Genomic DNA, 22615 nt, shown 5'->3' with positions numbered 1-22615 from the left:
ATGGAAGTTAAGATAAACATACTTCGCAAAGCGACCTTAAGAGGATATACTAGGTTAATTCTAGCATATTTGTTTTGTCTTATTCTACTTTCTGTTTATCAGTATGTGGCGCTTTATTTTAAAGGGGTTACCGATCGTATTTTTGGTATGAGTTTTTTTCTTGCGACAATTCATCATATAGGTTTCAGCGCATTAGTGGCCTTATCTTTGGTAATTCCTTATCGTTTGTTGGAGCGCTTAAAACCTCGACTTGGAATCAAATTTGTTTTTGCAATCATAGTTTTCCTTTTGTGTTTAGAAGCGCTATTAATAGGCTATTATACAGCTGCCTATGTTCCTTTAGGTTCAGATCTTTTAGGGTACTCAATTCAAAATATTCTGAATATTATTTTTAAATCAGGTAATTTCGGCAGGTATGCTACAGGACTTTTTGCGGTCATAATCTTTGTTTTTTATACCTTTTTTAAATTTACAGGTTCATTTTATCATTATATCAGTAAAATGTTTCCGTTCACTATATTTTTAATGAGTTTGTTTTTAATGACCTTATTTACGGAACGAAAACCTATAAATGATAATAAAACTCAATATTTAGTTTATAATTTAATTTCCGCTTCTTTAGAGAAGACAGATTATATTGTGAAAACGGAATTCCCACTACTCAGGGATAGTAATAGTAAGGATGTATTAGGGGCGTATTTTAACCTTAAAGAGGAGGTTCCAAATTTTGTTTTTATTGTGGTTGAGGGTTTAGGGGGCGACTTTGTTGGCGATGATGCAGAATTTGGTGGTTTTACACCATTTATTGATGAGTTAACTCATAAATCGCTCTATTTTGATCATTTTTTAAGCAATACGGGAAGAACTTTTGGAGTCATTCCATCATTATTGGGTTCCTTGCCTTTTGGTAATAAAGGATTTATGAACCTAGAAGAAATGCCTAATAAAGTGACGTTATTTAGCATCTTAAAAAATAATGGATACCATACTAACTTTTATATGGGAGCGAATAGTTCTTTTGATCATTTAGATCAATTTCTGCGAAGTGAAAATATTGATGTTCTAATAGATCGAAGTAAATACGAAAGAAGTTACAAACTACAACCGGCTGATGCTGCAGGAGCCTCTTGGGGATACCCTGATAAAGAGTTGTACAAAAAAGCATTGGCAAATTTTATGGCTGATGATGCACCGAGCTTAGATGTTTTTATGACCTTGACCACACACGAACCGTTTATATTGCCCAATCAGGATTTTTACGATGCTAAAGTCGAGACCATTTTAGAACACTCTAATCGCTATGAAAAGCGTACCCGAAAGTTAATTACTAGAAACAAGGCTATATTCAGTTGCTTACTTTATGGAGATGAGGCCCTCCGAGACTTTATGATTGCTTATGAAAAAAAACCTTCCTATAGCAATACAATTTTTGTGATTACAGGCGATCATCGTTTGGTGCCTATTCCGCAGAAAAATACATTGCGTCGCTTTCATGTTCCCATGCTGTTTTTTAGTCCTTTATTAAAAGAACCCCAGAAGATTAGTGCAGTTTCTTCTCATATAGATGTGGTACCTAGTATTCTGGCTATGCTTTCTGAAAAGTATAAAATTAACTTGGCTGAGAAGTCATCCTGGCTAGGGGAAGGTCTTGATATGCATGCTGAATTTAGAATAGCTAAAAACATTCCTTTAATGCGAAATAAAAACGAACTCAACGATATTATTTCTAATGAGCATTTTTATAGTAAGGGCAATCTATTTAAAATTAGTAAGTATATGGAATTAGAGGAACTAAGTGAAGATGTGACGGATTACGAGGTGCTATTAGATGATTTTAAAGGATTAAATGCTTATGTAACAAAAAATAACAAGATTCTACCAGAAGCGTATGTATTTCATAAAATGGAGCAAAAGAAGTTTACTAGTAAAGAGACGGTTTGGATAAATAGTCAGTTTAATGGTAAAGATTTTGACAATGCCTATGAAACCGCGAAGCAATTAGCTTTTAATGGCGATTATGATAAGGCTTTGTTGCTTATAAAGTTTATACGATCACAAGTACCAAGTCACATTGATGCTTCTATTTTAAAAGGGCGCGTGAAAGCTTGGAATGGAGATTATGATGAAGCTATTTTGATTTTAGAGGAATGTCTAAAAACAAATCCCAATTATGAGGATATTTATCTGGCCATGTTAGATGTTTATTTCTGGTCTGGCAAAAATGAAAAAGTATTGTTTTTGTTTGAAAAAATTCAGGATAATAATATCCTAGGATCAGAAATTAGTAAAAAGCTAAAGCGCTCCTATCAAATACTTCAAAAAACAAGGAAAGAATCTAACACCTTAATTGTTAACGCTAATATAGAAGCTTATATGGCTTCGGAAATATAATATGGATAAGAGAAGAATATACCTATTACTAGTGTTATGTGCGATAGTATGCGGCGTAAAAGCACAGGAGTCTGTGTTTACTGGCGATGCTGATGCTTCTTTTTTAAATGCGCGAGAAATAGCTTTTGCTGGACGTAGAGGAGAGGCGAGAGATACGCTGCGGTTAATTCTCTCTAAATATCCTAACTACACAGAAGTACGTACCTTATTGGCAAAGACTTATAGCTGGGATGCTGCTTATGATGAAGCTAGAATAGAATTTAATAAAATAACGTCTTCCAATAAAAACAATAAAGAAGTATGGGTTGCCGCTATTAAAAATGAAATCTATGGTAAGAACTATAGTACAGCTATAGGGTTGTCTAATAAGGCCTTACTTTATTTACGGGAGGATATGGATATTATGGTTTTAAAGGAAGAGGCCATCCAAGCTATTGCTACTTCTCGTGAAAAAGAATTATCTATTCAAGAATCAGATAGTATACTACCAGGTATAAAAGAATTTAAAAATAGTGTTGATGTCTCTGGGAGTATAGATGTTTTTAATAAGGTCTACGACCCCATGTATTTGACAAGTATAAGTTATACTAGAAAAACAAAATATGGGAGTATCATTCCTAGAATAAACTATGCCAATAGATTTAATACAAGTGGTGTTCAGTATGAGGTTGATGCTTATCCTCAATTTTCTAAAAAAGTATATATGTATACAAATTATGGTTTTTCAGACGCTAGTATTTTTCCTAAGCATAGGGCAGGAGCAGAGCTCTATGTAAACTTACCAAAGGCTATGGAAGTTTCGTTAGGAGCGCGTTATCTCAACTTTGTAACCAGTGATGTTTATATTTATACGGCTTCCTTTGGCGTATATCGTGGTAATTACTTTTTTTCGCTCCGCCCTTATATCACACCATCAGCAGGCAATAGCCTTAGTGTTTCAGGGAATATTTTAGTACGTAAATATTTAAAAGACAACTATAATTATTGGGGAGCCAATTTTAGTTATGGGTACATTTCAGATCTAAAGCAGTTTAAAAACGGAACTACCTTATTGGCAGAAACCTTACTGTACTTAGAAACTCAGCAGCTTAATCTAGAGTATCAATTTACATTTAAAAACAATCCTAATGCCTTAAAAACAATGGTGGGAGTTACTAGGCAAGAATTAAGTTTTGATCCAGGAAACTTCTTCATAGCGGGTACAGTAGGTTTTATCTATCAAATTAAGTTTTAAACGGAGCATTTTTTCCTTCAATTTAATTTGACCACAATTTTCAAGAGTTTCACCACATTAAATTGTAACACTTCAACTATTCATATACATTTATGGTGTAATTAACCCAAATCCTTTAATTATGCTTTACGATACCTACGGAGAAGAATATTTATCATTCTTACAAGATCTCAATGAGATTTTAAGTTTAAATGAATTAGTAGAATTAGATTTTTTTTAAAAAGAGGCATTAACGTATAAACAAAATAAACCTATGTCAAACAAGAATCAAGAAAACTCAGCTTATGTAAATTTCATCAATAATTTGAATGAAATATTAGGTAATTATAATATCAACGAATTAAATCGTTCTTAGAAAAAGAGAATTATATCCATAAAAAAGGCTCGCAAATTGCGAGCCTTTTTTTATTTTAACCTAAATAGGTTTTAAGTATTTTACTTCGAGAATTGTGTTTCAATTTACGAATTGCCTTTTCTCTAATTTGACGTACACGTTCACGTGTTAAATCAAAAGTCTGACCTATTTCTTCTAAGGTCATAGAATGTTGATCACCAATACCATAATAAAGTTTTACTACATCTGCTTCACGTTGCGACAAAGTCTCTAACGCTCTATTGATTTCAATATTTAAAGACTGTTGTAATAATTGTTTATCAGGGTTAGGAGATTCTCCTGATCCTATTACATTGTACAAGTTAGAATCTTCCCCTTCTTTTAAGGGAGCATCCATAGATACGTGTCTTCCCGTATTCTTAAGAGACTGCTGTACTTCACTCACGGTCATTTCTAACTCTTTTGCAATTTCTTCTGCAGAAGGAGGTCTTTCATGTGCTTGCTCTAAATAAGAAAAAGCTTTTTTAATCTTGTTTATAGAACCAATCTTATTCAGCGGTAACCGTACAATACGAGATTGCTCTGCTAATGCTTGTAAAATCGCTTGTCTAATCCACCAAACTGCATATGAAATAAATTTAAACCCTCTTGTTTCATCAAAACGTTTGGCTGCTTTTACTAAACCAACGTTTCCTTCATTAATTAAATCGGGCAATGTTAAGCCTTGATTCTGGTATTGTTTAGCAACAGATACTACAAAACGTAAATTTGCCGTAGTTAATTTTTCTAAGGCTAATTGATCACCTTCTCTAATTCGTTGCGCTAAATCAACCTCCTCATTTGCGGTTATTAAATCTATTTTACTGATATCTTGCAAGTATTTATCTAATGATTTTGACTCTCTATTAGTTACTTGCTTAATTATCTTAAGTTGCCTCATATATCTATCTATTGTTCGAACTTACATTATACGTTTTAAAAAAGACATTTCCTAATATATGGGTAAATAAGCCTCATATTTATGAAAAATTTAAGGAATCGGAAAATTTGCCTCCAACTTTTGAGCAGCTTATCTTTGTAGTCTATGAGTAAGACAGCCTTGAAAAAATTCGTATCAGAAGCACCAAAAAAAGAATTGGAAGCACAACTTGTAGATTTGTATGTAAGATTTCCTGTGGTCAAAGAATATTATGATTTTATCTTCAACCCAAAAGAGGATAAGCTAATTCAAGCGGCAAAAATTAAAATTTCAAATGAATATTTTCCTATTCGGCGTAAAAGAGCACGGGCACGAAGATCTATCGCTCAAAAATTTATAAAGCATTACCTCAAACTTGGGGTAGAGTCTTATCTTTTGGCAGATTTGATGTTGTATAATCTAGAAATAGCACAATCTTTTTCCTCAGAAAAGAATGTCGCAGATACGTTTTACAAAAGTATGCTCAACTCATTTGATCAAGCGATTACCTATATTTCTCAGGAAAACCTGTTGCCAAATTTTAATAAACGTATTGCTGTTATTTATACTTCTGTAGAGGAACAGCGTTGGCCAAACCTTGAAGACTTTTCTAGAGTTTTAGATAAAATTGATACTTAAAAAATTTATTTAAGAACTAATATTTTATTTAAGCACAAAAATCTGCTAGTTTTGTAAAATTGGCATTTTTGTACATAAATAACAGAAATACCAGCTAAAATTTAAATCTTGGGCAGCTTTTGAAGGTACAAAACCATACAACAGAAAAGACACTTTACGATTATCAGTTAGAAGATTTGAATACTATTTTTACGTTTTTAAATGAATCTAACGACGATGTTAATCTCTTATATCAACTACCCACAGGGGGAGGAAAAACAGTAGTTTTTTCAGAAATTGCGCGTCGTTTTATTACCGAACGTAAGAAAAAAGTAATTGTGCTAACGCATCGAATAGAACTAGGGGCTCAGACCTCTAGAATGCTAAAAACTTTTGGCGTTAAAAATAAGGTTATTAACAGTAGTGTTAAAGAGCTTGTAGATCAAGATGAATATATGTGTTTCGTGGCTATGGTAGAAACACTGAACAATAGACTTCAGGAAGATAAAGTAGAGCTTAATGATATAGGTCTTGTTATTATTGATGAAGCTCACTATAACTCTTTTCGTAAACTTTTTAAATATTTCGAAAAAGCAGTTATTCTTGGGGTTACGGCTACTCCGCTGAGCTCCAATATTAAGCTTCCGATGAAGGATAACTATAAGAAGCTAATCATCGGTGAATCGATACAATCTTTAATTGATAAGAATTTTCTAGCGAAAGCCGAGGTGTACCATAAAGATGTAAGTTTAAAAACACTTAAATTAGGTGTTGGCGGCGATTATACTGTAAAATCTTCTGATGAACTTTATGGTAATTATGGTATGGTTACCAAGTTAATATCAACCTATGAGGATATTGCAAAAGGCACAAAAACGTTAATTTTTAATAATGGGATCAATACGTCTAGGTATGTATATGAATCTTTTAAAAAAGCGGGTTATACTATACGCCACTTAGATAATAAAAATACGGCTACAGAACGAAAAGAAATCTTAAAGTGGTTTTCTGAAACCCCTGGAGCAATCCTTTCCTCGGTGAGTATTCTTACCACTGGTTTTGATGAGCCCACAGTAGAAACTATTATATTAAACAGAGCAACAAAATCACTCACCCTATATTTTCAAATGATTGGTAGAGGTTCCCGTATTTTGCCAAATAAAGATAAATTTACCGTAATTGATATGGGGAATAATGTTGCACGTTTTGGTATGTGGGATGCTCCAATTGATTGGAAAGAAATTTTTCTTTTCCCAGAGTTTTATCTGGAAAACATTAGAAATGATGAAGAAATTGAACGTGATTTTGTGTATGAAATGCCGGATGATTTACGTGCGCAATTCTCTAAATCTGATAACTTAAGTTTTGATGTAAAAGAAGAGTATAAAAAAGTTTTTGCAGCAGGAAAAAAATCCAAATTGGTTCTGGAACATAGTATTGAACAGCATGCTAGAATCTGTATTGAAAATAGCGAGGATGTTTTTGATGCACGAATTCTTGCCAAACAACTCAAAGATGATATTGAATATCGTGTTCGTTTATATTCGTATTGTATTATGAACAATACTAAAAACTACAAAGAATGGCTGGCGGAAGATTATGAGCGTAAATTACGTTTAAAAATCTCTCAAAAATTTTCTGAGAAACTATAGACATGCGAATGCAAAAAGTGCTATTTATAGGTGTTAATTGGCCTGAGCTTACCACTGCTGCGGGAACCCGAATCATGCAATTGCTTCAGGTTTTTCTTCAAAACAACGTTCAGGTTACTTTTGCAAGTACGGCGGCCGAATCTCAATTTACCATAGATTTACAGGAATTAAATATTGTCAAGGCGAAAATTGAATTAAATAACCCGTCTTTTGATGTTTTTATCTCAGAGTTACAGCCTGATGTTGTTGTTTTTGATCGTTTTATCATTGAAGAACAGTTTGGATGGAGAGTTGCAGAACACGTCCCTGATGCCATACGTATTTTAGACACAGAAGATGTGCATAGTTTACGAATTATCCGTCAAGAATTATTCAAAAAAAATAGTCCATTCTCTGCTTCTTTATGGCTCCAAAGTGATGTGGCTAAAAGAGAATTGGCTAGTATATACCGCTGTGATCTCTCATTGATTATTTCAAGTTTTGAAATGCAAATTTTACAAGAAGAGGCTAAAATAGATCCAGCATTATTACTCCACTTGCCTTTTATGGTACATGCAGTTTCAGAGGAGCAAATAGCGCAGTATCCAAATTTTTTAAATCGAAAAGATTTCATATGCATTGGTAATGGTAAGCATGCTCCTAATGTAGACGCGGTATTGTGGTTGAAAACTAAAATTTGGCCTCAAATAAAAAAAGAATTACCAGGCGCTAATTTGCATATTTATGGTTCATACCTCTCCCAACAAGTTTTGCAAATGCATAAACCTATTGAAGGTTTCTATATTCAGGGATTTACGAAAAATTTAAAAGATACTTTTACAAGTGCAAAGTTGAATTTAGCACCTTTGCGTTTTGGAGCAGGAATTAAAGGAAAACTTCTAGATAGTATGCGTTTTGGTACGCCAAGTATAACTACAGCTATTGGAGCAGAGGGCATGGCAGATAATTTGCCATGGAATGGTGCAATTGCTACAGATGAGGTAGACTTTGTTAGGAAAGCCGTTGCATTATATACTAAGGAAGAGCAATGGATAGAAGCTCAGGCTAACGGATATAAAATTCTAAAATCTAACTATGATGCTGTCCGTTTAGAAAATCAGTTTGTAATGATTTTAGAAAAACTCCAAAAAAACATAATACTCCATAGACAAAACAATATAGTAGGGGGGTTATTGCAACATCAAAGTATGCAAAGTACCAAGTATATGGCTAAATGGATAGAAGCTAAAAATTCTTAGGAACAGAAGAGCTCTTTTCCATCATTCTAAAAACGGTTTGAAAGTCTAAGAAGACCATTGGTGTTTCACTAAACTATCCATATATTTTCTCTTATCTTTGAAGCATTAAAGTGAAATTGAAAATGAAAAAAATCGACTGGAAAACGGTAAAAGAGTTTGAAGATATTACCTATAAAAAGTGTGATGGAGTTGCGCGTATAGCATTTAATAGACCAAATGTGCGTAATGCATTTAGACCAAAAACTACAAGTGAATTATACCAAGCATTTTATGATGCACAAGAAGACACTTCTATAGGAGTTGTTTTGTTAGCAGCAGAAGGGCCATCAACGAAAGATGGGGTGTATTCTTTTTGCAGCGGTGGCGATCAAAGAGCTAGGGGAGATCAAGGGTATGTTGGTGAGGATGGAATGCATCGCTTAAATATATTAGAAGTCCAGCGCTTAATTCGGTTTATGCCAAAAGCAGTTATAGCGGTAGTTCCTGGTTGGGCAGTAGGTGGCGGACATTCTTTACATGTGGTTTGTGATTTAACATTAGCGAGTAAAGAACACGCCATATTTAAGCAAACGGATGCCGATGTTACTAGTTTTGATGGCGGGTATGGTTCTGCATATTTAGCAAAAATGGTAGGTCAGAAAAAAGCGAGAGAAATTTTCTTTCTAGGACGAAATTATTCTGCTCAAGAAGCTTTTGAAATGGGTATGGTAAATGCTGTTATTCCTCATGATGAATTAGAGGATACTGCTTTTCAGTGGGCGCAAGAGATTTTAGAAAAATCGCCAACCTCTATAAAGATGCTTAAATTTGCTATGAATCTAACTGATGATGGTATGGTGGGGCAGCAAGTATTTGCGGGTGAAGCTACACGTTTGGCTTATATGACAGAGGAAGCTAAAGAGGGTAGGAATGCCTTTTTAGAAAAGCGTAAGCCCGACTTTGGTAAAAATAAATGGATTCCTTAAACCGGGTGGAATATGAATACTGTATACGTATAGTTTCACTTTAGGGAATTAAAAAAGACCTATTCAATTAAGAAAAGGCCTTTTACGAGAACACTATATGAAAATGAAAAATTTTATTTCGTTTTGATTACACTGCTAAAGTATACAAGACATATACCTTTTTAAAACTATTGTTGTGAACACCTCCATAATTGTGGTGAACGTTTTAAAAGTTGTTATTTAGCTTAAAAAGAATACAAAAAAACTATTTCGAATACATCAAATTATGTCGTTTAAAAAGTTACAGCCAGAATTAAAAGAAGTCCTAAGTAATCATGGAATTACACAGTATACAGAATTCCAAAAAGCAATACTCCCTAAAATAAAGGGAGGTGCAAGTGTTTTTGGGATTGCACCTCAGGGAGCAGGTAAAACGACAGCCATTGTTATCGCGGTACTTCAGAAATTAGAATGTAAGCCTTTTGAAGATGCGCCCCGAGCATTGATTTTTGTAAAAGATAAAAAATCTGCGCTTGAGTTGGCAGCAGAGTTTGATAAGTACATACGCAGAATGGACTTACGGGTCTATTGTGCATACGATGAGCAGAATTTGGAAGACCAGCGTGCCGATATTTACGATGGTGTAGATGTTGTTATTGCAACACCTAAACGGTTGAATAAAATATTCTATTTAAATGGAATTAACCTAGGAGCTCTTAAAATGTTTATGGTTGAAGATGCGGAATTTTTAATTAAAGCAAGTGCATATTCAGATTTAATTAGAACACCAGAGAGTTTAGAAAAATGCCAATATATTGTATTTGGAACTGAGTTTGATGAACGTATGACTCGTATGCAAGACGCATTTATGGCGAATGCGCATATTGTAGAAACCAAATAATCTTTTAGCAGGTTTAATAAATTGAAAAAGAGCTTTAACCATTGGTTAAAGCTCTTTTTACGAGAACACTATATGAAAAATGAAAAACTAATCTAATATCTTAACTACAGTGTAAATTTAAGATGCAAATACATGTTCTCGAAAATATTGTTGTCAACTAAGGAATAGTTGTGGTGAGTTTCTTAAAATTTGTTTTTTACGAGATTCAAAGACCAAAGGGTTACTCTTTTAAAGCACTTATTATCTCACTTAGAAATTCATTCACATTAAAATTAGGGTTCTCAGAAAGTCCCGTTCTTACAACCACTAAATCTTTAGAAGGGATTACGAATACATATTGTCCTTGAAATCCGTTTGCAGAAAACATATCTCGGGGTACATCAGGAAACTTACCTCCGGCGTTTAACCAGAAATGTGCACCATATACACCATCCGAGTGTTTTGTGGGTGTGGTGATATAATTCACCCAGTTCTCGTCAAATAACTGCGTACCGTTCCAATTTCCTTTATTGAGGTATAAAATACCAAATTTAGCCCAATCACGTGTGGTTGCCCAAGAATAAGAAGATGCGATGTAATTTCCATCCATATCAGCTTCTAGGAGCATAGAGTGCATTCCTATTTTATCAATTAAAGTTTTATACGGGAAATCTAAATAATCCTGACGATTTGCAAATCGATCTCTTAAAATACCTGAAAGCAGATTAGAAGTTCCCGAAGAATAATTCCAAATTTCCGTTGGTTTGGCTACCGCTTCTTTTTCTGCCTGTACTTTAGTCATATCACTAGCTAGGAAAAGCATTTTTGTTACATCAGAAATAGTCGTGTAATTTTCATCCCAAGCAAGTCCGCTTTGCATACGTAGTAAATGGTTTAACGTTATGTTTTTTCGGTCATCCTTTTGCCATGAAGCAATAGGTGCCCGCATATCTAAATCTATTTTACCTTCATATGCTAACATTCCATACAAGGTAGCTATGATACTCTTAGTCATGGACCATCCTAAAATACGTGATTCTTTATTAAATCCGTCAGCATATCTTTCTGCAATAATTTTTCCTTTATGGTAGACTAAAACCGTACGGGTTTTCTTTAGTTCAGCATCTGAAAAACTATGTGCTATTGCTGCATTTAATTTAGGGAAATTTACATGATCAAATAAACTATCTGGTGGTTGTGAGGTCTCAAAAGGAAAAGATGAATCAATTGCCTTTGTTCTATTTGGTTGTAAATAAGGTTTGTTTTCATCATAAGAATCATTAACCAATACACATCCTAAACCTTCTCTATAAACCGCTTTCCTTGGCATTAATCCAAATACAGTCCCCGTTGTACTATTTTTAGCTATTTTCACGTCTGCTAGTTTTACGAGAGGAACATTGTTGTCATTTTCAGCTACGGATGCTGCTGTTCTTTCGCCAATAAAAATACTAGACGCCATGTTTTTTGATGCGAACCCGGCGATTAGATTTAATTTGGGATAATTTAAATAACCAATAACAAATAATGCAAGTACAAGAACGAGTAGGATTCTTTTGAAAATTTTCATTTAAAACGGATTTGTAGATTTATTGTATCTTTAAATTAAGCATAAATATAACTAATATAATAGGGCTATTGCTAGTTTAAATATTTCATAAAGAATCAAGACTAGTGGCGTGTCTTTTAAGTGGAGCTAGCTTTTAGATAGTGCGAACTAAAAAAATATTAAGATTGAAAAGAATATATAATCTAGGGAGTACATTAAGGTTTTAACGGTGTAATAAAAAAAATACTGATAATGGTTTTAAAACGATGTTATTACGTGTTATTTGCGCTGGTTTTACTAGTAGGATGCAATCACGAAGAAAAGAAAAAATTAGATTTAAAGGATTGGCAACCTTTAAAGGTAACCGTGACTGCTTATAATTCATTACCCTCGCAGACTACAGCGCTAAATGCTAATATTGCTGCTTGGGGTGATACGTTAAAACCAGGAATGAAAACAATTGCAGTTTCAAGAGATTTAATGCGGAAAGGCCTAACCTATAATACCATGGTCCGAATAGATACGTTTCCAGATACATTTTTAGTAAAAGATAAAATGCATTTTAGACACCGAAATAAAATAGATGTTTATATGGGAACAAATAAAAAGAAAGCTAAAGAATGGGGAAGAAAAAAATTAACCATTTTTTACTTAGAAGAAAAGGATAGCAGTTTGTTATCTGCTTCAGTAAAATGATCTAAATAAGTACTAATTACAAAGTAAGTTAAATAATGAGAAGATACCTGTTGTGTACCGTGCTATTTTTTACAATGATATCCTGTGTGGTAAACCGAACAGTTGTAGCAAAACCCATACTTTTTGACGCAGAACGTGAGCAGCTTACCCTTGAGTATATGAGAGATAGGTATGGTTTAGAAACATCTAGTTCGGCCATTGACCCAAAAATGATTGTATTACATTGGACTGTCATTCCTACTATGGAAGAGTCATACAAGGCCTTTTATGAGGCTAAGCTTCCAAATTGGCGACCAGATTTAGAGAATGTAAGCGGATTGAATGTCTCTTCGCAATTTTTAATTGATCAGGACGGTACCATCTATCAATTATTGCCAGAAACAACAATGGCGCGTCATGTTATTGGTTTAAATCACTGTGCTATTGGAGTAGAAAATGTTGGAGGAGGAGAAGGTTTGCCTTTGACAAGGAAACAATTAAAATCTAATGTGTGGTTGGTAAAATATTTAAAAGAAAAATATGATATTGACTATGTTATAGGTCACTATGAATATACTAATTTTGAAGGTCATGAATTGTGGCTCGAAAAGGATTCAGCTTACCGGACTGTAAAAACCGATCCAGGAGAACATTTCATGAAAAAAGTGCGTAAAGCAACTAGAAAATTAGAATTTAAATTGGTCCCTGAAAAATAAAATAATGAAAATTTACTTCCTTCTAATCACGATTATTGTGAGTTTATCTGCTTCTTGTCAGTCAATAACAACGAATGAGCACGTAAAAGAAAATTCCGAAATCAAATCTAATTTAACATCGGCGCTTTATGATACTTATGATAGGTATAAAGAAGCAACCTTAACAAAAAGGAGAATTAAACACCACGATATTCAGCCTTTAATAGCTAAATTCAGGAATAAAGAAGGGTATACCGTTAAAAAAGTAGGAGAATCTATAGAAGGCAGGCCTTTATCGTTAATAAGTGTTGGGAGCGGAGATACTAGTGTGTTCCTATGGTCACAAATGCATGGAGATGAACCAACAGCCACGCAGGCTATTTTTGATATTCTTAATTTTCTAGATAGTGGTGAGTTTCAAGCAGAGAAAGAATCAATTTTAAGTAATTTAACATTGCATTTTTTACCCATGTTAAATCCTGATGGGGCAGAAGTGTATACCCGCAGAAATAGACTAGGCATTGATATCAATAGAGATGCACTCGTTTTACAATCGCCAGAAGGCAGGACACTAAAAAAAGTCAGAGATAGTTTAGACGCTGATTTCGGATTTAATTTGCATGATCAGAGCACCTATTATAATGCAGAACGTACAGATAAACCTGCTACAATCTCATATTTAGCACCCGCTTACAATTACGAAAAAGATATTAATGAGGTTCGTGGCAATGCCATGAAAATTATCGTTTTTATGAATCGCATTATTCAGGATTATGCGCCGGGCCAAGTGGGGAGGTATAATGATGATTTTGAACCACGAGCGTTTGGAGATAATATTCAGAAATGGGGAACAAGTGCTATTTTAATAGAATCGGGAGGCTATAAAAACGATACAGAAAAGCAAGAAATAAGAAAGCTTAATTATGTCTCTATTTTATCGGCTATTTATACAATATCAACTAAAAGTTATAATGAGATAGCTATTTCAGATTATGAAAAAATACCAGAGAATGATCGTAAGCTTTTCGATTTAAAAATTGAAAATATACAGTATAACCTTTTAGAAAAGACCTATACCTTGGATTTGGGAATCCAAAGATTTGAAATTGATAAGCCAGACCATAAGGACTTTTGGGTATCTAGTACTATTGTGGATCAAGGTGATTTATCTACCTATTATGGGTATGAAGTGTTTGATGCTTCAGCGTATACAGCAACAATGGGTAAGGTATACCCTAAACGTCTCACTTCTATGACGGAATTTTTAAAATTAGATGCCTACGCCTTATTAAAGCAAGGCTATTTGTATGTTTCCGTAGATGGAATCCCTGAAAAAATAATGGAATCTCCTATGCCTTTAAATATAACACGAGGAAGTTATAAAGCTCCAGAAACGTTAAGGTTAGCTGTAGGAGCAAATCCCTCGTTCTTTTTAGAGAAAAACGGCAGTTTGGAATACGCTGTAGTTAATGGGTATTTAATTGATTTGAAAGCAGAACAAGGAGTATTCAAGAATGCTTTAATTTTAAAGTAAGATTACTCGTATAAGTACCCTAAGGTAACACTAGTACAGGAAAAATTTATTATAAGCAATACCAGCATGGTAATCAACAAAAAAGTAATGGCCGTAAAGATGGAAATTGCTAGTGCTTTTATCCAATTTGACATTCCGTGTAAAGAACTTTGTTCTATAATTTGATACATAACATTCATACTATTAATTTTTAGTGTTACATAGCTCAAAAATGATAAGTAGGTAAGTAGGGGACCTTTCCTATAGAACAATTGAGAAGTAAAATACCCTACCTCAACTATAGAACATAAAAAAGGGGATGCTGTGTAGCATCCCCTTTTTTATGTAATTTTATTAAACTTTATTAAAGATTCTCAGAATCTAATAAAGCGAAGAATTTATCTAAGTTAGGAATAATAACGATTCTTGTTCTTCTGTTTTTAGATCTATTTTCTTTAGAGTCATTTTCTACTAAAGGTAAATAGCTACTTCTTCCTGAAGCAATTAATTTTTCAGGAGCTACATTGTATTTTTTCTGTAAAATACGAACTACAGAAGTTGCTCTTTTTACACTTAAATCCCAGTTGTCTTGAAACATTGGAGTTTGAATAGTTCTAGAATCTGTATGTCCTTCAACCATAACTTCCATACTTGGTTCAGAGTTGATCACATCAGCAATTTTTTTAAGGATATTATTTGCTTTATTACTTACAGTATAACTACCACTATTGAAAAGTAATTTATCAGAAATGTTAATCATAACAACAGTTTTGTCAATGTTGATATTTACATCATCTTCATCATCAGCGATAGATTTCTTTAGGTTATAAGAAATGGCTAAGTTGATAGAATCTTCCATTGTTTTAGCATTTGCTAAAAGAGCAGGATCTACTTTACTTAAAGTCGCTTTCATTTTCTCTTTAGTGTTATTGCTCATTACTGCAATATCATCTACAGAACTATACTGAGAATCATTTACTTCTTTTAATGAATTTATTTTATCATTATACTCAGTAACTCTAGCTTCAATTTTAGTCATTTTAGCTTCAAGATCTTCTTTTTCAACTTGAGTCTTAGTTAAAATGCTTTTTGTATTATTTAGATCAGATTCTAATGCTACATATTTTTTCTTCGATACACATGAGCTAAAAGCAACAATCGATAAAACGGTGATTACAGATAATTTTTTCATTTTAAAATTTTTAGTTATTTCTAATAAACAATGTCATTCTTGCTTATTATCTACGAAGAAAGTTTAAAAAAAGACGTCTTGATTTAAAAAAACAAAGGCCACCCAAATAGGGTAGCCTTGTAAAATATTGTTAATCTGATAGTTATTCGCAACCACCCGTAAATCCATTTGCACTAAATTTTGTTTGCACGGCACCTTGTAAACTGCCAGAAGTTACTTGTATCGCTAAATTATTGTCACCACTACCATCACGTTTTGGGCTACAATATTCAAAAAGATAGAAACTATTAGCTCTTTGCGATACCAAATAGGAGATGTTGTTGAAGGTTGTTTCTAACTCTGCTTTATTACCAGCAAAGACACTAGATGTTTTTCCTATGCTCGTTAATACCTCAGTATCAATCTCACTACCTAAACCAATGGTAAAGTATGATATATTTAAGCTAGCATTTTTTACTTTATCTAAAGCAGCTTTTTCAGTATATCGAGATGCTTGATCTGTTCCATCAGTAAAAATTACAATTGAAGCAGCACCAATGATATCGTTATTTTTCGTTTCATTAATTAATTTTTCGGCTTTTTCAGTAGATTTAATTACCGCACCATATAAATCGGTTGATGGGTCATTACTAATATCATCAGTAATACTATCTATAGAAGCAATCAATTCTTCCTTAGAAGCGGTCAAATCATTTAATAAGTGAAGTTCATCTTCGCCATCAAACCAATAGATGGCCATTTTATTAGATTCAGTTTCAACTTCAGGCATTACATTATTTACAAAGCTAACAGAGGCGGTTTTTAATTCTTGCAAGCTGCTGCTTAAAACACTATTACTTAAGTCTAGTACTAATAAAGTACTGTTATTAAAAATCTGTGCGTTAGGCGAAATTCTTGCTTGCGCTTCAGAAGTAGATATCTTATTAAAGCAATCGTCATTTCTACCTTGTTCGTAAATGGTAAATTGATTAGCCGTTAACCCAGATACTGGGTTTCCTTCTGTGTCTGATACCTTAAAGAATATAGAAACTTTTCCTGGCAAAGTAGTAAATTGATCTTGAATGGATAGGGTAAGTTGACTGTCGCCTAGATCTAAACAAGAGTCTACAGTGGATCCTTCTCCTAAATCTGTACCCGAACTCGGATTAAAAAAAACATCGTTTTCTGCGTTTCCACAAGAAAACAAGGTAAACAATGCTATAAGGTAAATTGATGATCTCAATATTATTTTCATTTTCAATTTTTTTAATGTTCAAGCGTTATAACGCTTATTGTGCTACAAAATTATAGTAATGTTTTCTATAATCTGTTAAAGATTGTTAAGATTTATTCTGTCATCGTTTCGTATTTCGTATTAAAACTATGTTAAAAAGAGCTGTTATTTAGTGATTACTACAAAATCCCCTAAATATTTTCAATATCTTGTAGTTCTATATCCACCAACTAAATCAAATAGTATGCCATCATATACAGTGACAATAAACGGAATTGCGACAACAGTTGCGGTTAGCGCAGATACTCCAGTACTGTGGGTATTACGAGATCAATTAAATTTAGTGGGCACCAAATTTGGGTGTGGTATTGCGCAATGTGGTGCGTGTACTATTCACTTAGAAGGAAATGCGGTAAGAAGTTGTAGCCTTACTATGGAGCAAGTGAATGGAAAAGAAATTACGACTATAGAAGGCTTGTCAAAAGAAGGTACGCATCCAGTTCAAGTAGCTTGGAAAGAAATAGATGTTCCGCAATGTGGATACTGCCAAGCTGGACAAATAATGACGGCCTCAGCTTTTTTAAAAAGCAATCCCAATCCATCTGAAGAAGAAATAAAAAATGCGATGCATGGTAATATTTGTAGATGTGCATCTTACCAACGCATACAAAAAGCTGTTAAAAAAGCAGCGGAAGGTATGGCGTAAGTCAATTTTAGTACTATAATTATCTATCTTAAAACCAATATCCATGTCATCTATATCATTCAACAGAAGGGCTTTTATACGAACTTCATCTTTAGCCAGCGGTGGTTTATTAATAGGTTTTAACCTATTTACAGCATGTAAAGATGCTGTAGAACTTCCAATAGATATTGCCAACCTAAATTTTAACGATTTCAATGCTTTTATAAAAATTGCAGATAATGGAATGGTTACTATTTTTTCTCCTAATCCAGAAATAGGACAAGGGGTAAAAACAGCGATGCCAATGCTCATCGCAGAGGAGCTAGATGTCGCTTGGAAAAATGTAGTCGTAGCACAAGGTATTTTAGATACCAATAATTATACGAGGCAAGTTGCAGGGGGGAGTCAATCTATTCGTTTTGGATGGGAACCTTTGCGTCAGACAGGAGCTACAGCTAGGCAAATGTTGATTAATGCTGCGGCAGCAAAATGGGGTGTAGATCCAGAGGAATGTACCACTAAAGAAGGAGTAATTAGTAACAGCAAAGGAGAAACTCTTGGGTATGGAGCGGTAGTAAAAGAAGCTGCTGCCTTAGAAGTTCCAGAAAACGTAAGTTTAAAAGACGTAGAGAACTTTACGATAATTGGGACCGATGCTAAGAATGTTGACATCGATAAAATTATTACAGGAAAACCTTTATTTGGATTAGATTACAAGGCAGAAGGTATGGTTTATGCCGCTGTAATGAGACCTCCTGCATTTGGACTTAAGTTAAAGGCATTCTCAGATGAGCAAACAAAGAAAATAGATGGTGTTATAAGTGTCCACCAATTTGGAAATAAAATAGCTGTGTTAGCGCAGAATACTTGGGTGGCGATGAAGGGTAAAAATGCCATTGAGGCAGAATGGGAAATTGATGGAACTTTAGAAAATACGCAAGATCACGATAAGGCTTTACTGGATCTTTTAGATGGTACCGAATTTGAAACATTGCGAAAAGATGGGGATGTAAAGAAAGCATTTGCTCAGGCAGATACTGTTTTAGAGCGCACCTATGAATCTCCTTTTTTGCCACATAATTGTTTGGAGCCCATGAATTTTTATGCACATGTAACCCCAGAAAAAATTCATTTGGTTGGTCCAATACAAACTCCAGAAGGAACAGCAAAGGGCATTGCAGAAAAACTAGGAAGACCTTTTGAAGATGTGCATTTAGAAATGACCAGAATGGGAGGTGGTTTTGGTAGAAGGTTGTACGGAGATTTTGCAATGGAAGCTGCAGAAATAGCTGATTTAACTAAAAAACCTGTGAAAGTCGTCTTTTCTAGAGAAGATGATATGACAGATGGTATTTACAGACCAGCCATTAAATACAGAATAAAAGCATCTATTAAAGACGGTGAGATTACAGGGTATCAGCTAAAAGAAGCTGCTGTAAATTCTAATATGTATGGATTAATTCCTAATTTCTTCCCTGCAGGTGCTATTGAAAATTACCAAGTAGATGTTGCAACGTATTATAGCAATATCACCACAGGTGCATGGCGTGCTCCGTATACCAATTTTTTAGCTTTCGCTGAACAAAGTTTTTTCGATGAATTGGCGGAAGTCATGAATAAAGATAAAATACAATTCCGATTAGATTTACTGGAAAAAGTAAAGGGAACTACGGATAAACGTATTCAATATGCTCCAGAACGTATGCAGGCGGTTATAAAAATGGCTGTAGAGAAGTCAGGATGGGGGCAAAATAAAGAGGGGGTATACCAAGGTTTCGCAGCTTACTATTGTCATAACACCCATGTGGCGGAAGTTGCAGATGTTATCATTGTAAAAGGGATGCCCGTAGTGAAAAAAGTAACGTGTATTGTAGATTGCGGTATAGTCGTTAATCCGCTAGGAGCAATGAATCAGGTAGAAGGCGGGGTAATAGATGGTATTGGTCATGCTATGTACGGAGATTTTACTTTTCAAAACGGTACCCCTAGTGCGCAAAATTTTGATACCTACAGATTGATACGAATGAATGAAGTACCAAAAGTAGAAGCTTATTTTATAGAGAATGATTTGTCACCAACGGGTTTAGGAGAGCCAACATTACCACCAGCGGGTGCTGCATTAGCAAATGCGTTAAAGGCAGCCACAGGCAATAGATTCTTAAAACAGCCATTTTCTAATTATCCTGAATTGTTGCAAGTTTCAGAAAAAGAAATAGTAGGGTAGTGGTATGACGCATGAATTTAAAACGATAGTTGCTGCTTATCAAACCGCGAACACACAAGGTAAAAAAACCGTTTTAGCGACTGTTGTGGCATTAGATGGTTCTTCTTATAGAAAGCCAGGTGTTCGAATGCTACTCTTGGATAATGGTACTATGATTGGTGCTGTAAGTGGCGGCTGCGTAGAAAAAGAAATTTTGGTGCAATCGCAGTCCGTTTTTAAAACAGAAACGCCTAAAGTGATGACGTATGATGGTCGCTATCGATTAGGTTGTGAAGGTGTTCTATATATTTTGTTAGAGCCCTTTAGTTTATCGGATCTGTTTATTGCAGCCTTTAATAAAGCGATCAGGGATAGAGTTAGTTTTAGAATTACTTCCTTTTATAAAAAAGAGTTGATAGCAGAAAAGGGTTTAGGAACATCAGTACAATTTCAAAAGAATACGTACCCTGTTGATGCTAAGTATCCTTTAAATGCGGATATTGAAACTTTGGAAGAGCGCATGAAGCCTTGTTTTAAATTACTTGTCATTGGATCAGAACATGATGCTGTGGTTTTAGCTACTATGGGGAGTTTAATGGGGTGGGAGGTTGTTGTCGTAACACATCCTTCAGAAGGGAAATCAATTTCGGACTTTCCTGGTATTTCAGATTTTAGAGTAAGTACTCCTGAGAGTTTTCAAGTAACGGGAATAGACTCCCAAACCGCAATTGTTTTAATGAATCATAGCTATGCTAAGGATTTGTTATTTTTACAAGCCTTACAATATAGTTCTCCTATATATATTGGCATTTTGGGTCCAATGGATCGTCGGGAAAAGCTCTTAAATGCGGTCATAGATGCAAATAGCAACATTTCGGAAGCATTTATGAATGTGATTCATGGTCCAGCCGGCCTTAACATAGGATCAATCACACCTCAAGAAATAGCGCTGTCAATCTTAGCAGAAATTATGGCGGTAGTTAGGAATGAAAATCCAATAGCTCTAAGAGATAAGGAACATCAATATTTTAGTTGATGCAGAAAATAGCACTACTACTATTAGCTGCAGGAGCATCTACAAGGATGAAAGATCATATAAAACAATTATTGCCTTTCAAGAATACCACATTTTTAGAACATGCTGTTAAGAACGCTAAAGAGAGTAATGCGTCTGAAGTTTTTGTGGTGTTGGGAGCTAATTATGACACCATTCTTGCAACTACAAATTTAGAAGGGGTAGCTGTTATAAAGAATGACGAATGGCATTTAGGTTTAGGAAGTTCTATAGCCAAAGGAGTGATCTATATAAATAGTTTGTCACAGGACTATGAAGCGGTACTAATTGGTTTGGCAGATCAACCCTTAATGGATGCCGATTTTTATAATCACTTAATGACCAGCTTTGAGCATACGGATTATGATTTGGTGGCTACAGCGTATGGCACAAAAAAAGGAGTGCCTGCGGTAATTGCAAAAAAATATTTTGAAATACTCATGACCTTTGACCAAGATTATGGCGCACAAAAGATTTTAAATGATAAAAAAACACTGGGTATAGAGGGTTCAACGAAAAGTGTTGATATCGATACCTGGGAAGATTATCAAGCCCTACGAAATAAAAAGGACTGAGCCTTTTATTCCTTAGGATCCTTCTCTATACCGCTGGTGGAAATTTCCTTACCATAATCTTGAAAAATTCCACAAGAGTTTTCTTTCTTTATTAAAGAAGGTGTTACTTTTCTTTTTGCTAATGCTTCAATTTCTGGAGATAAGTACGTCATAACCTGAAAATTTTTTAAATTACTTTTTGCTAACGGACACATTCTTAAATTGTTGCGTTCGATATGGCAAAATTAGTTAAAATATAACTTTGAATCGACGTATTGTTATTTATTTAAGAATCTCTTCACCTAAATTTAACAATACAAAAAAAGATATACGCATTGTGTTGCGTTAAAAGGGTACTATTTTAAATTATTTTATGTACTTTTCATTTTCCATTTTTTATATCAAAAAAACTACCTATCTTTGCAGAAGCATTGAGAGTTATTATAGAGCTCATTATCTGCGCGTTGTTGCAACTTCTTTATAGATTATTAGGCAAATCATATTTACCAATCGTTCATTTTGAATTTCAATAACTTCACGACGGCTTATCACAAGCACGTCTTATATTAATTTAAATTTATAATTTTAATGGCGAGAGCACAAGAAACCTTTGGTAAAAAAGAACGAGAGAAGAAGCGTTTAAAAAAACGAGAAGAAAAGGCTAAGAAAAAAGAACAACGTAAAGCAAGCGGTGACCAAGATAGTATGTTTGTTTACGTAGATGAGAACGGACATTTAGTAGATACGCCTCCGGATCCATCAAAAAAAGTTAAAGTAGACGCTGAGAGTATTGTTCTAGGCATACCTAAGAAGGAAGAAAGTGACGAAGTAATAGATCCAGTACGTAAAGGTCGTGTAGAATTTTTTAACGACTCTAAAGGATACGGATTTATAAAAGATACAGAAACTCAAGAAAAATTCTTTGTACATGTTCAAGGTTGTCTTGAAGAGATCAAAGAAAATAACATGGTTCAATTTGAACTAGAAAGAGGCATGAAAGGAATGAATGCTGTAAGAGTTAAGAAAGTTTAAT

The 22615-nt window shown here is 34.2% G+C and carries 21 protein-coding genes; 15 read left to right on the top strand and 6 right to left on the bottom strand.

Going from position 1 to position 22615, the window contains the following annotated elements:
- The gene (locus GQR94_RS21530) at positions 1–2391 is read left to right on the top strand and encodes an LTA synthase family protein (protein WP_158979095.1); all 2391 of its coding nucleotides are present in this window, start codon (positions 1–3) and stop codon (positions 2389–2391) included.
- Between the two features lies 1 nt (position 2392).
- Positions 2393–3625, top strand: a complete 1233-nt coding sequence (locus GQR94_RS21525) for a YaiO family outer membrane beta-barrel protein (protein ID WP_158979094.1) — start codon at positions 2393–2395, stop codon at positions 3623–3625.
- Positions 3626–4035: 410 nt separating this feature from the next.
- Here GQR94_RS21525 and GQR94_RS21520 read toward each other — a convergent pair whose 3' ends face one another.
- Positions 4036–4899, bottom strand: coding sequence for an RNA polymerase sigma factor RpoD/SigA (locus GQR94_RS21520; RefSeq protein ID WP_013552813.1), 864 nt, complete (start codon positions 4897–4899; stop codon positions 4036–4038).
- 144 nt (positions 4900–5043) lie between these two features.
- Between GQR94_RS21520 and GQR94_RS21515 the strand changes: the two genes are divergently transcribed.
- From GQR94_RS21515 to GQR94_RS21495, 5 genes are all read left to right on the top strand, one after another.
- A complete protein-coding gene (locus tag GQR94_RS21515) occupies positions 5044–5556 on the top strand; it encodes a DUF6155 family protein (RefSeq protein ID WP_158979092.1) in 513 nt (170 codons plus the stop codon).
- Between the two features lie 119 nt (positions 5557–5675).
- On the top strand, positions 5676–7187 hold the full coding sequence (locus tag GQR94_RS21510; RefSeq protein ID WP_158979091.1) for a DEAD/DEAH box helicase: 1512 nt from the start codon (positions 5676–5678) through the stop codon (positions 7185–7187).
- Between the two features lie 8 nt (positions 7188–7195).
- Positions 7196–8425 carry a glycosyltransferase gene (locus tag GQR94_RS21505; protein WP_158979090.1) on the top strand — a complete coding sequence of 410 codons (1230 nt, stop codon included), beginning with the start codon at positions 7196–7198 and terminating at the stop codon, positions 8423–8425.
- A 122-nt stretch (positions 8426–8547) separates the two neighbouring features.
- Complete coding sequence (locus GQR94_RS21500; RefSeq protein WP_013552809.1) at positions 8548–9390, top strand: 1,4-dihydroxy-2-naphthoyl-CoA synthase; 843 nt, start codon at positions 8548–8550, stop codon at positions 9388–9390.
- A gap of 265 nt (positions 9391–9655) precedes the next feature.
- Positions 9656–10270, top strand: a complete 615-nt coding sequence (locus GQR94_RS21495; RefSeq protein WP_158979089.1) for a DEAD/DEAH box helicase — start codon at positions 9656–9658, stop codon at positions 10268–10270.
- Positions 10271–10490: 220 nt separating this feature from the next.
- Here the strand turns inward: GQR94_RS21495 and GQR94_RS21490 are convergent, their stop codons facing one another.
- Positions 10491–11819: a serine hydrolase gene (locus tag GQR94_RS21490; RefSeq protein WP_158979088.1), complete on the bottom strand. Its 1329-nt coding sequence runs from the start codon at positions 11817–11819 to the stop codon at positions 10491–10493.
- Positions 11820–12050: 231 nt separating this feature from the next.
- On the opposite strand from GQR94_RS21490, the gene GQR94_RS21485 reads away from it, so the two are divergent.
- The 3 genes from GQR94_RS21485 to GQR94_RS21475 are packed head-to-tail and all read left to right on the top strand — an operon-like array spanning position 12051 to position 14702.
- Positions 12051–12494, top strand: a complete 444-nt coding sequence (locus GQR94_RS21485) for a 3D domain-containing protein (protein WP_158979087.1) — start codon at positions 12051–12053, stop codon at positions 12492–12494.
- A 35-nt stretch (positions 12495–12529) separates the two neighbouring features.
- Entirely contained in the window at positions 12530–13189 is a 660-nt protein-coding gene (locus GQR94_RS21480) for a peptidoglycan recognition family protein (protein ID WP_158979085.1), read from the top strand.
- 4 nt (positions 13190–13193) lie between these two features.
- The gene (locus tag GQR94_RS21475) at positions 13194–14702 is read left to right on the top strand and encodes a M14 metallopeptidase family protein (RefSeq protein ID WP_158979083.1); all 1509 of its coding nucleotides are present in this window, start codon (positions 13194–13196) and stop codon (positions 14700–14702) included.
- Positions 14703–14704: 2 nt separating this feature from the next.
- Here the strand turns inward: GQR94_RS21475 and GQR94_RS21470 are convergent, their stop codons facing one another.
- The 3 genes from GQR94_RS21470 to GQR94_RS21460 all read right to left on the bottom strand — a co-directional run bounded on the left by GQR94_RS21470 (position 14705) and on the right by GQR94_RS21460 (position 17107).
- A complete protein-coding gene (locus tag GQR94_RS21470) occupies positions 14705–14881 on the bottom strand; it encodes a hypothetical protein (protein ID WP_158979081.1) in 177 nt (58 codons plus the stop codon).
- A 164-nt stretch (positions 14882–15045) separates the two neighbouring features.
- A complete protein-coding gene (locus tag GQR94_RS21465; RefSeq protein ID WP_158979079.1) occupies positions 15046–15873 on the bottom strand; it encodes an OmpA family protein in 828 nt (275 codons plus the stop codon).
- 142 nt (positions 15874–16015) lie between these two features.
- Complete coding sequence (locus tag GQR94_RS21460) at positions 16016–17107, bottom strand: VWA domain-containing protein (RefSeq protein WP_158979077.1); 1092 nt, start codon at positions 17105–17107, stop codon at positions 16016–16018.
- A 223-nt stretch (positions 17108–17330) separates the two neighbouring features.
- Here GQR94_RS21460 and GQR94_RS21455 point away from each other — a divergent pair, with 223 nt between their 5' ends.
- Genes GQR94_RS21455 through GQR94_RS21440 form a run of 4 tightly spaced genes read left to right on the top strand, consistent with a single transcriptional unit; the run spans position 17331 to position 21603 of the window.
- Positions 17331–17792, top strand: a complete 462-nt coding sequence (locus tag GQR94_RS21455; RefSeq protein ID WP_158979075.1) for a (2Fe-2S)-binding protein — start codon at positions 17331–17333, stop codon at positions 17790–17792.
- Between the two features lie 43 nt (positions 17793–17835).
- Positions 17836–19995 (top strand): xanthine dehydrogenase family protein molybdopterin-binding subunit, encoded by a 2160-nt coding sequence (locus GQR94_RS21450; RefSeq protein ID WP_158979073.1) that lies wholly within the window; start codon positions 17836–17838, stop codon positions 19993–19995.
- Between the two features lie 4 nt (positions 19996–19999).
- The gene (locus tag GQR94_RS21445) at positions 20000–21010 is read left to right on the top strand and encodes an XdhC family protein (protein ID WP_158979071.1); all 1011 of its coding nucleotides are present in this window, start codon (positions 20000–20002) and stop codon (positions 21008–21010) included.
- Positions 21010–21603: an NTP transferase domain-containing protein gene (locus GQR94_RS21440; protein WP_158979069.1), complete on the top strand. Its 594-nt coding sequence runs from the start codon at positions 21010–21012 to the stop codon at positions 21601–21603. The genes GQR94_RS21445 and GQR94_RS21440 overlap by 1 nt, the downstream gene beginning before the upstream one ends.
- A 5-nt stretch (positions 21604–21608) precedes the next feature.
- Here the strand turns inward: GQR94_RS21440 and GQR94_RS22545 are convergent, their stop codons facing one another.
- Entirely contained in the window at positions 21609–21755 is a 147-nt protein-coding gene (locus tag GQR94_RS22545) for a hypothetical protein (protein WP_199271507.1), read from the bottom strand.
- Between the two features lie 415 nt (positions 21756–22170).
- On the opposite strand from GQR94_RS22545, the gene GQR94_RS21435 reads away from it, so the two are divergent.
- On the top strand, positions 22171–22614 hold the full coding sequence (locus GQR94_RS21435; protein ID WP_013552797.1) for a cold-shock protein: 444 nt from the start codon (positions 22171–22173) through the stop codon (positions 22612–22614).
- Position 22615 lies beyond the last annotated feature (1 nt).

This window comes from Cellulophaga sp. L1A9, from assembly GCF_009797025.1.
Lineage (GTDB): Bacteria > Bacteroidota > Bacteroidia > Flavobacteriales > Flavobacteriaceae > Cellulophaga.
The sequence above is the reverse complement of the archived record's forward strand: the minus strand, read 5'-3'. Positions and strand labels throughout refer to the sequence as shown.

What these genes read in the sequence shown, in the direction of transcription:
- GQR94_RS21515 (WP_158979092.1), top strand. Translation starts at nt 5,044, where the DNA reads ATGAGTAAGACAGCCTTGAAAAAATTCGTATCAGAAGCACCAAAAAAA.
- GQR94_RS21435 (WP_013552797.1), top strand. Translation starts at nt 22,171, where the DNA reads ATGGCGAGAGCACAAGAAACCTTTGGTAAAAAAGAACGAGAGAAGAAG.
- GQR94_RS21450 (WP_158979073.1), top strand. Translation starts at nt 17,836, where the DNA reads ATGTCATCTATATCATTCAACAGAAGGGCTTTTATACGAACTTCATCT.
- GQR94_RS21495 (WP_158979089.1), top strand. Translation starts at nt 9,656, where the DNA reads ATGTCGTTTAAAAAGTTACAGCCAGAATTAAAAGAAGTCCTAAGTAAT.
- GQR94_RS21480 (WP_158979085.1), top strand. Translation starts at nt 12,530, where the DNA reads ATGAGAAGATACCTGTTGTGTACCGTGCTATTTTTTACAATGATATCC.
- GQR94_RS21475 (WP_158979083.1), top strand. Translation starts at nt 13,194, where the DNA reads ATGAAAATTTACTTCCTTCTAATCACGATTATTGTGAGTTTATCTGCT.
- GQR94_RS21445 (WP_158979071.1), top strand. Translation starts at nt 20,000, where the DNA reads ATGACGCATGAATTTAAAACGATAGTTGCTGCTTATCAAACCGCGAAC.
- GQR94_RS21455 (WP_158979075.1), top strand. Translation starts at nt 17,331, where the DNA reads ATGCCATCATATACAGTGACAATAAACGGAATTGCGACAACAGTTGCG.
- GQR94_RS22545 (WP_199271507.1), bottom strand. Translation starts at nt 21,755, where the DNA reads ATGACGTACTTATCTCCAGAAATTGAAGCATTAGCAAAAAGAAAAGTA.
- GQR94_RS21460 (WP_158979077.1), bottom strand. Translation starts at nt 17,107, where the DNA reads ATGAAAATAATATTGAGATCATCAATTTACCTTATAGCATTGTTTACC.
- GQR94_RS21505 (WP_158979090.1), top strand. Translation starts at nt 7,196, where the DNA reads ATGCAAAAAGTGCTATTTATAGGTGTTAATTGGCCTGAGCTTACCACT.
- GQR94_RS21465 (WP_158979079.1), bottom strand. Translation starts at nt 15,873, where the DNA reads ATGAAAAAATTATCTGTAATCACCGTTTTATCGATTGTTGCTTTTAGC.
- GQR94_RS21530 (WP_158979095.1), top strand. Translation starts at nt 1, where the DNA reads ATGGAAGTTAAGATAAACATACTTCGCAAAGCGACCTTAAGAGGATAT.
- GQR94_RS21520 (WP_013552813.1), bottom strand. Translation starts at nt 4,899, where the DNA reads ATGAGGCAACTTAAGATAATTAAGCAAGTAACTAATAGAGAGTCAAAA.
- GQR94_RS21525 (WP_158979094.1), top strand. Translation starts at nt 2,393, where the DNA reads ATGGATAAGAGAAGAATATACCTATTACTAGTGTTATGTGCGATAGTA.
- GQR94_RS21470 (WP_158979081.1), bottom strand. Translation starts at nt 14,881, where the DNA reads ATGAATGTTATGTATCAAATTATAGAACAAAGTTCTTTACACGGAATG.
- GQR94_RS21485 (WP_158979087.1), top strand. Translation starts at nt 12,051, where the DNA reads ATGGTTTTAAAACGATGTTATTACGTGTTATTTGCGCTGGTTTTACTA.
- GQR94_RS21440 (WP_158979069.1), top strand. Translation starts at nt 21,010, where the DNA reads ATGCAGAAAATAGCACTACTACTATTAGCTGCAGGAGCATCTACAAGG.
- GQR94_RS21490 (WP_158979088.1), bottom strand. Translation starts at nt 11,819, where the DNA reads ATGAAAATTTTCAAAAGAATCCTACTCGTTCTTGTACTTGCATTATTT.
- GQR94_RS21500 (WP_013552809.1), top strand. Translation starts at nt 8,548, where the DNA reads ATGAAAAAAATCGACTGGAAAACGGTAAAAGAGTTTGAAGATATTACC.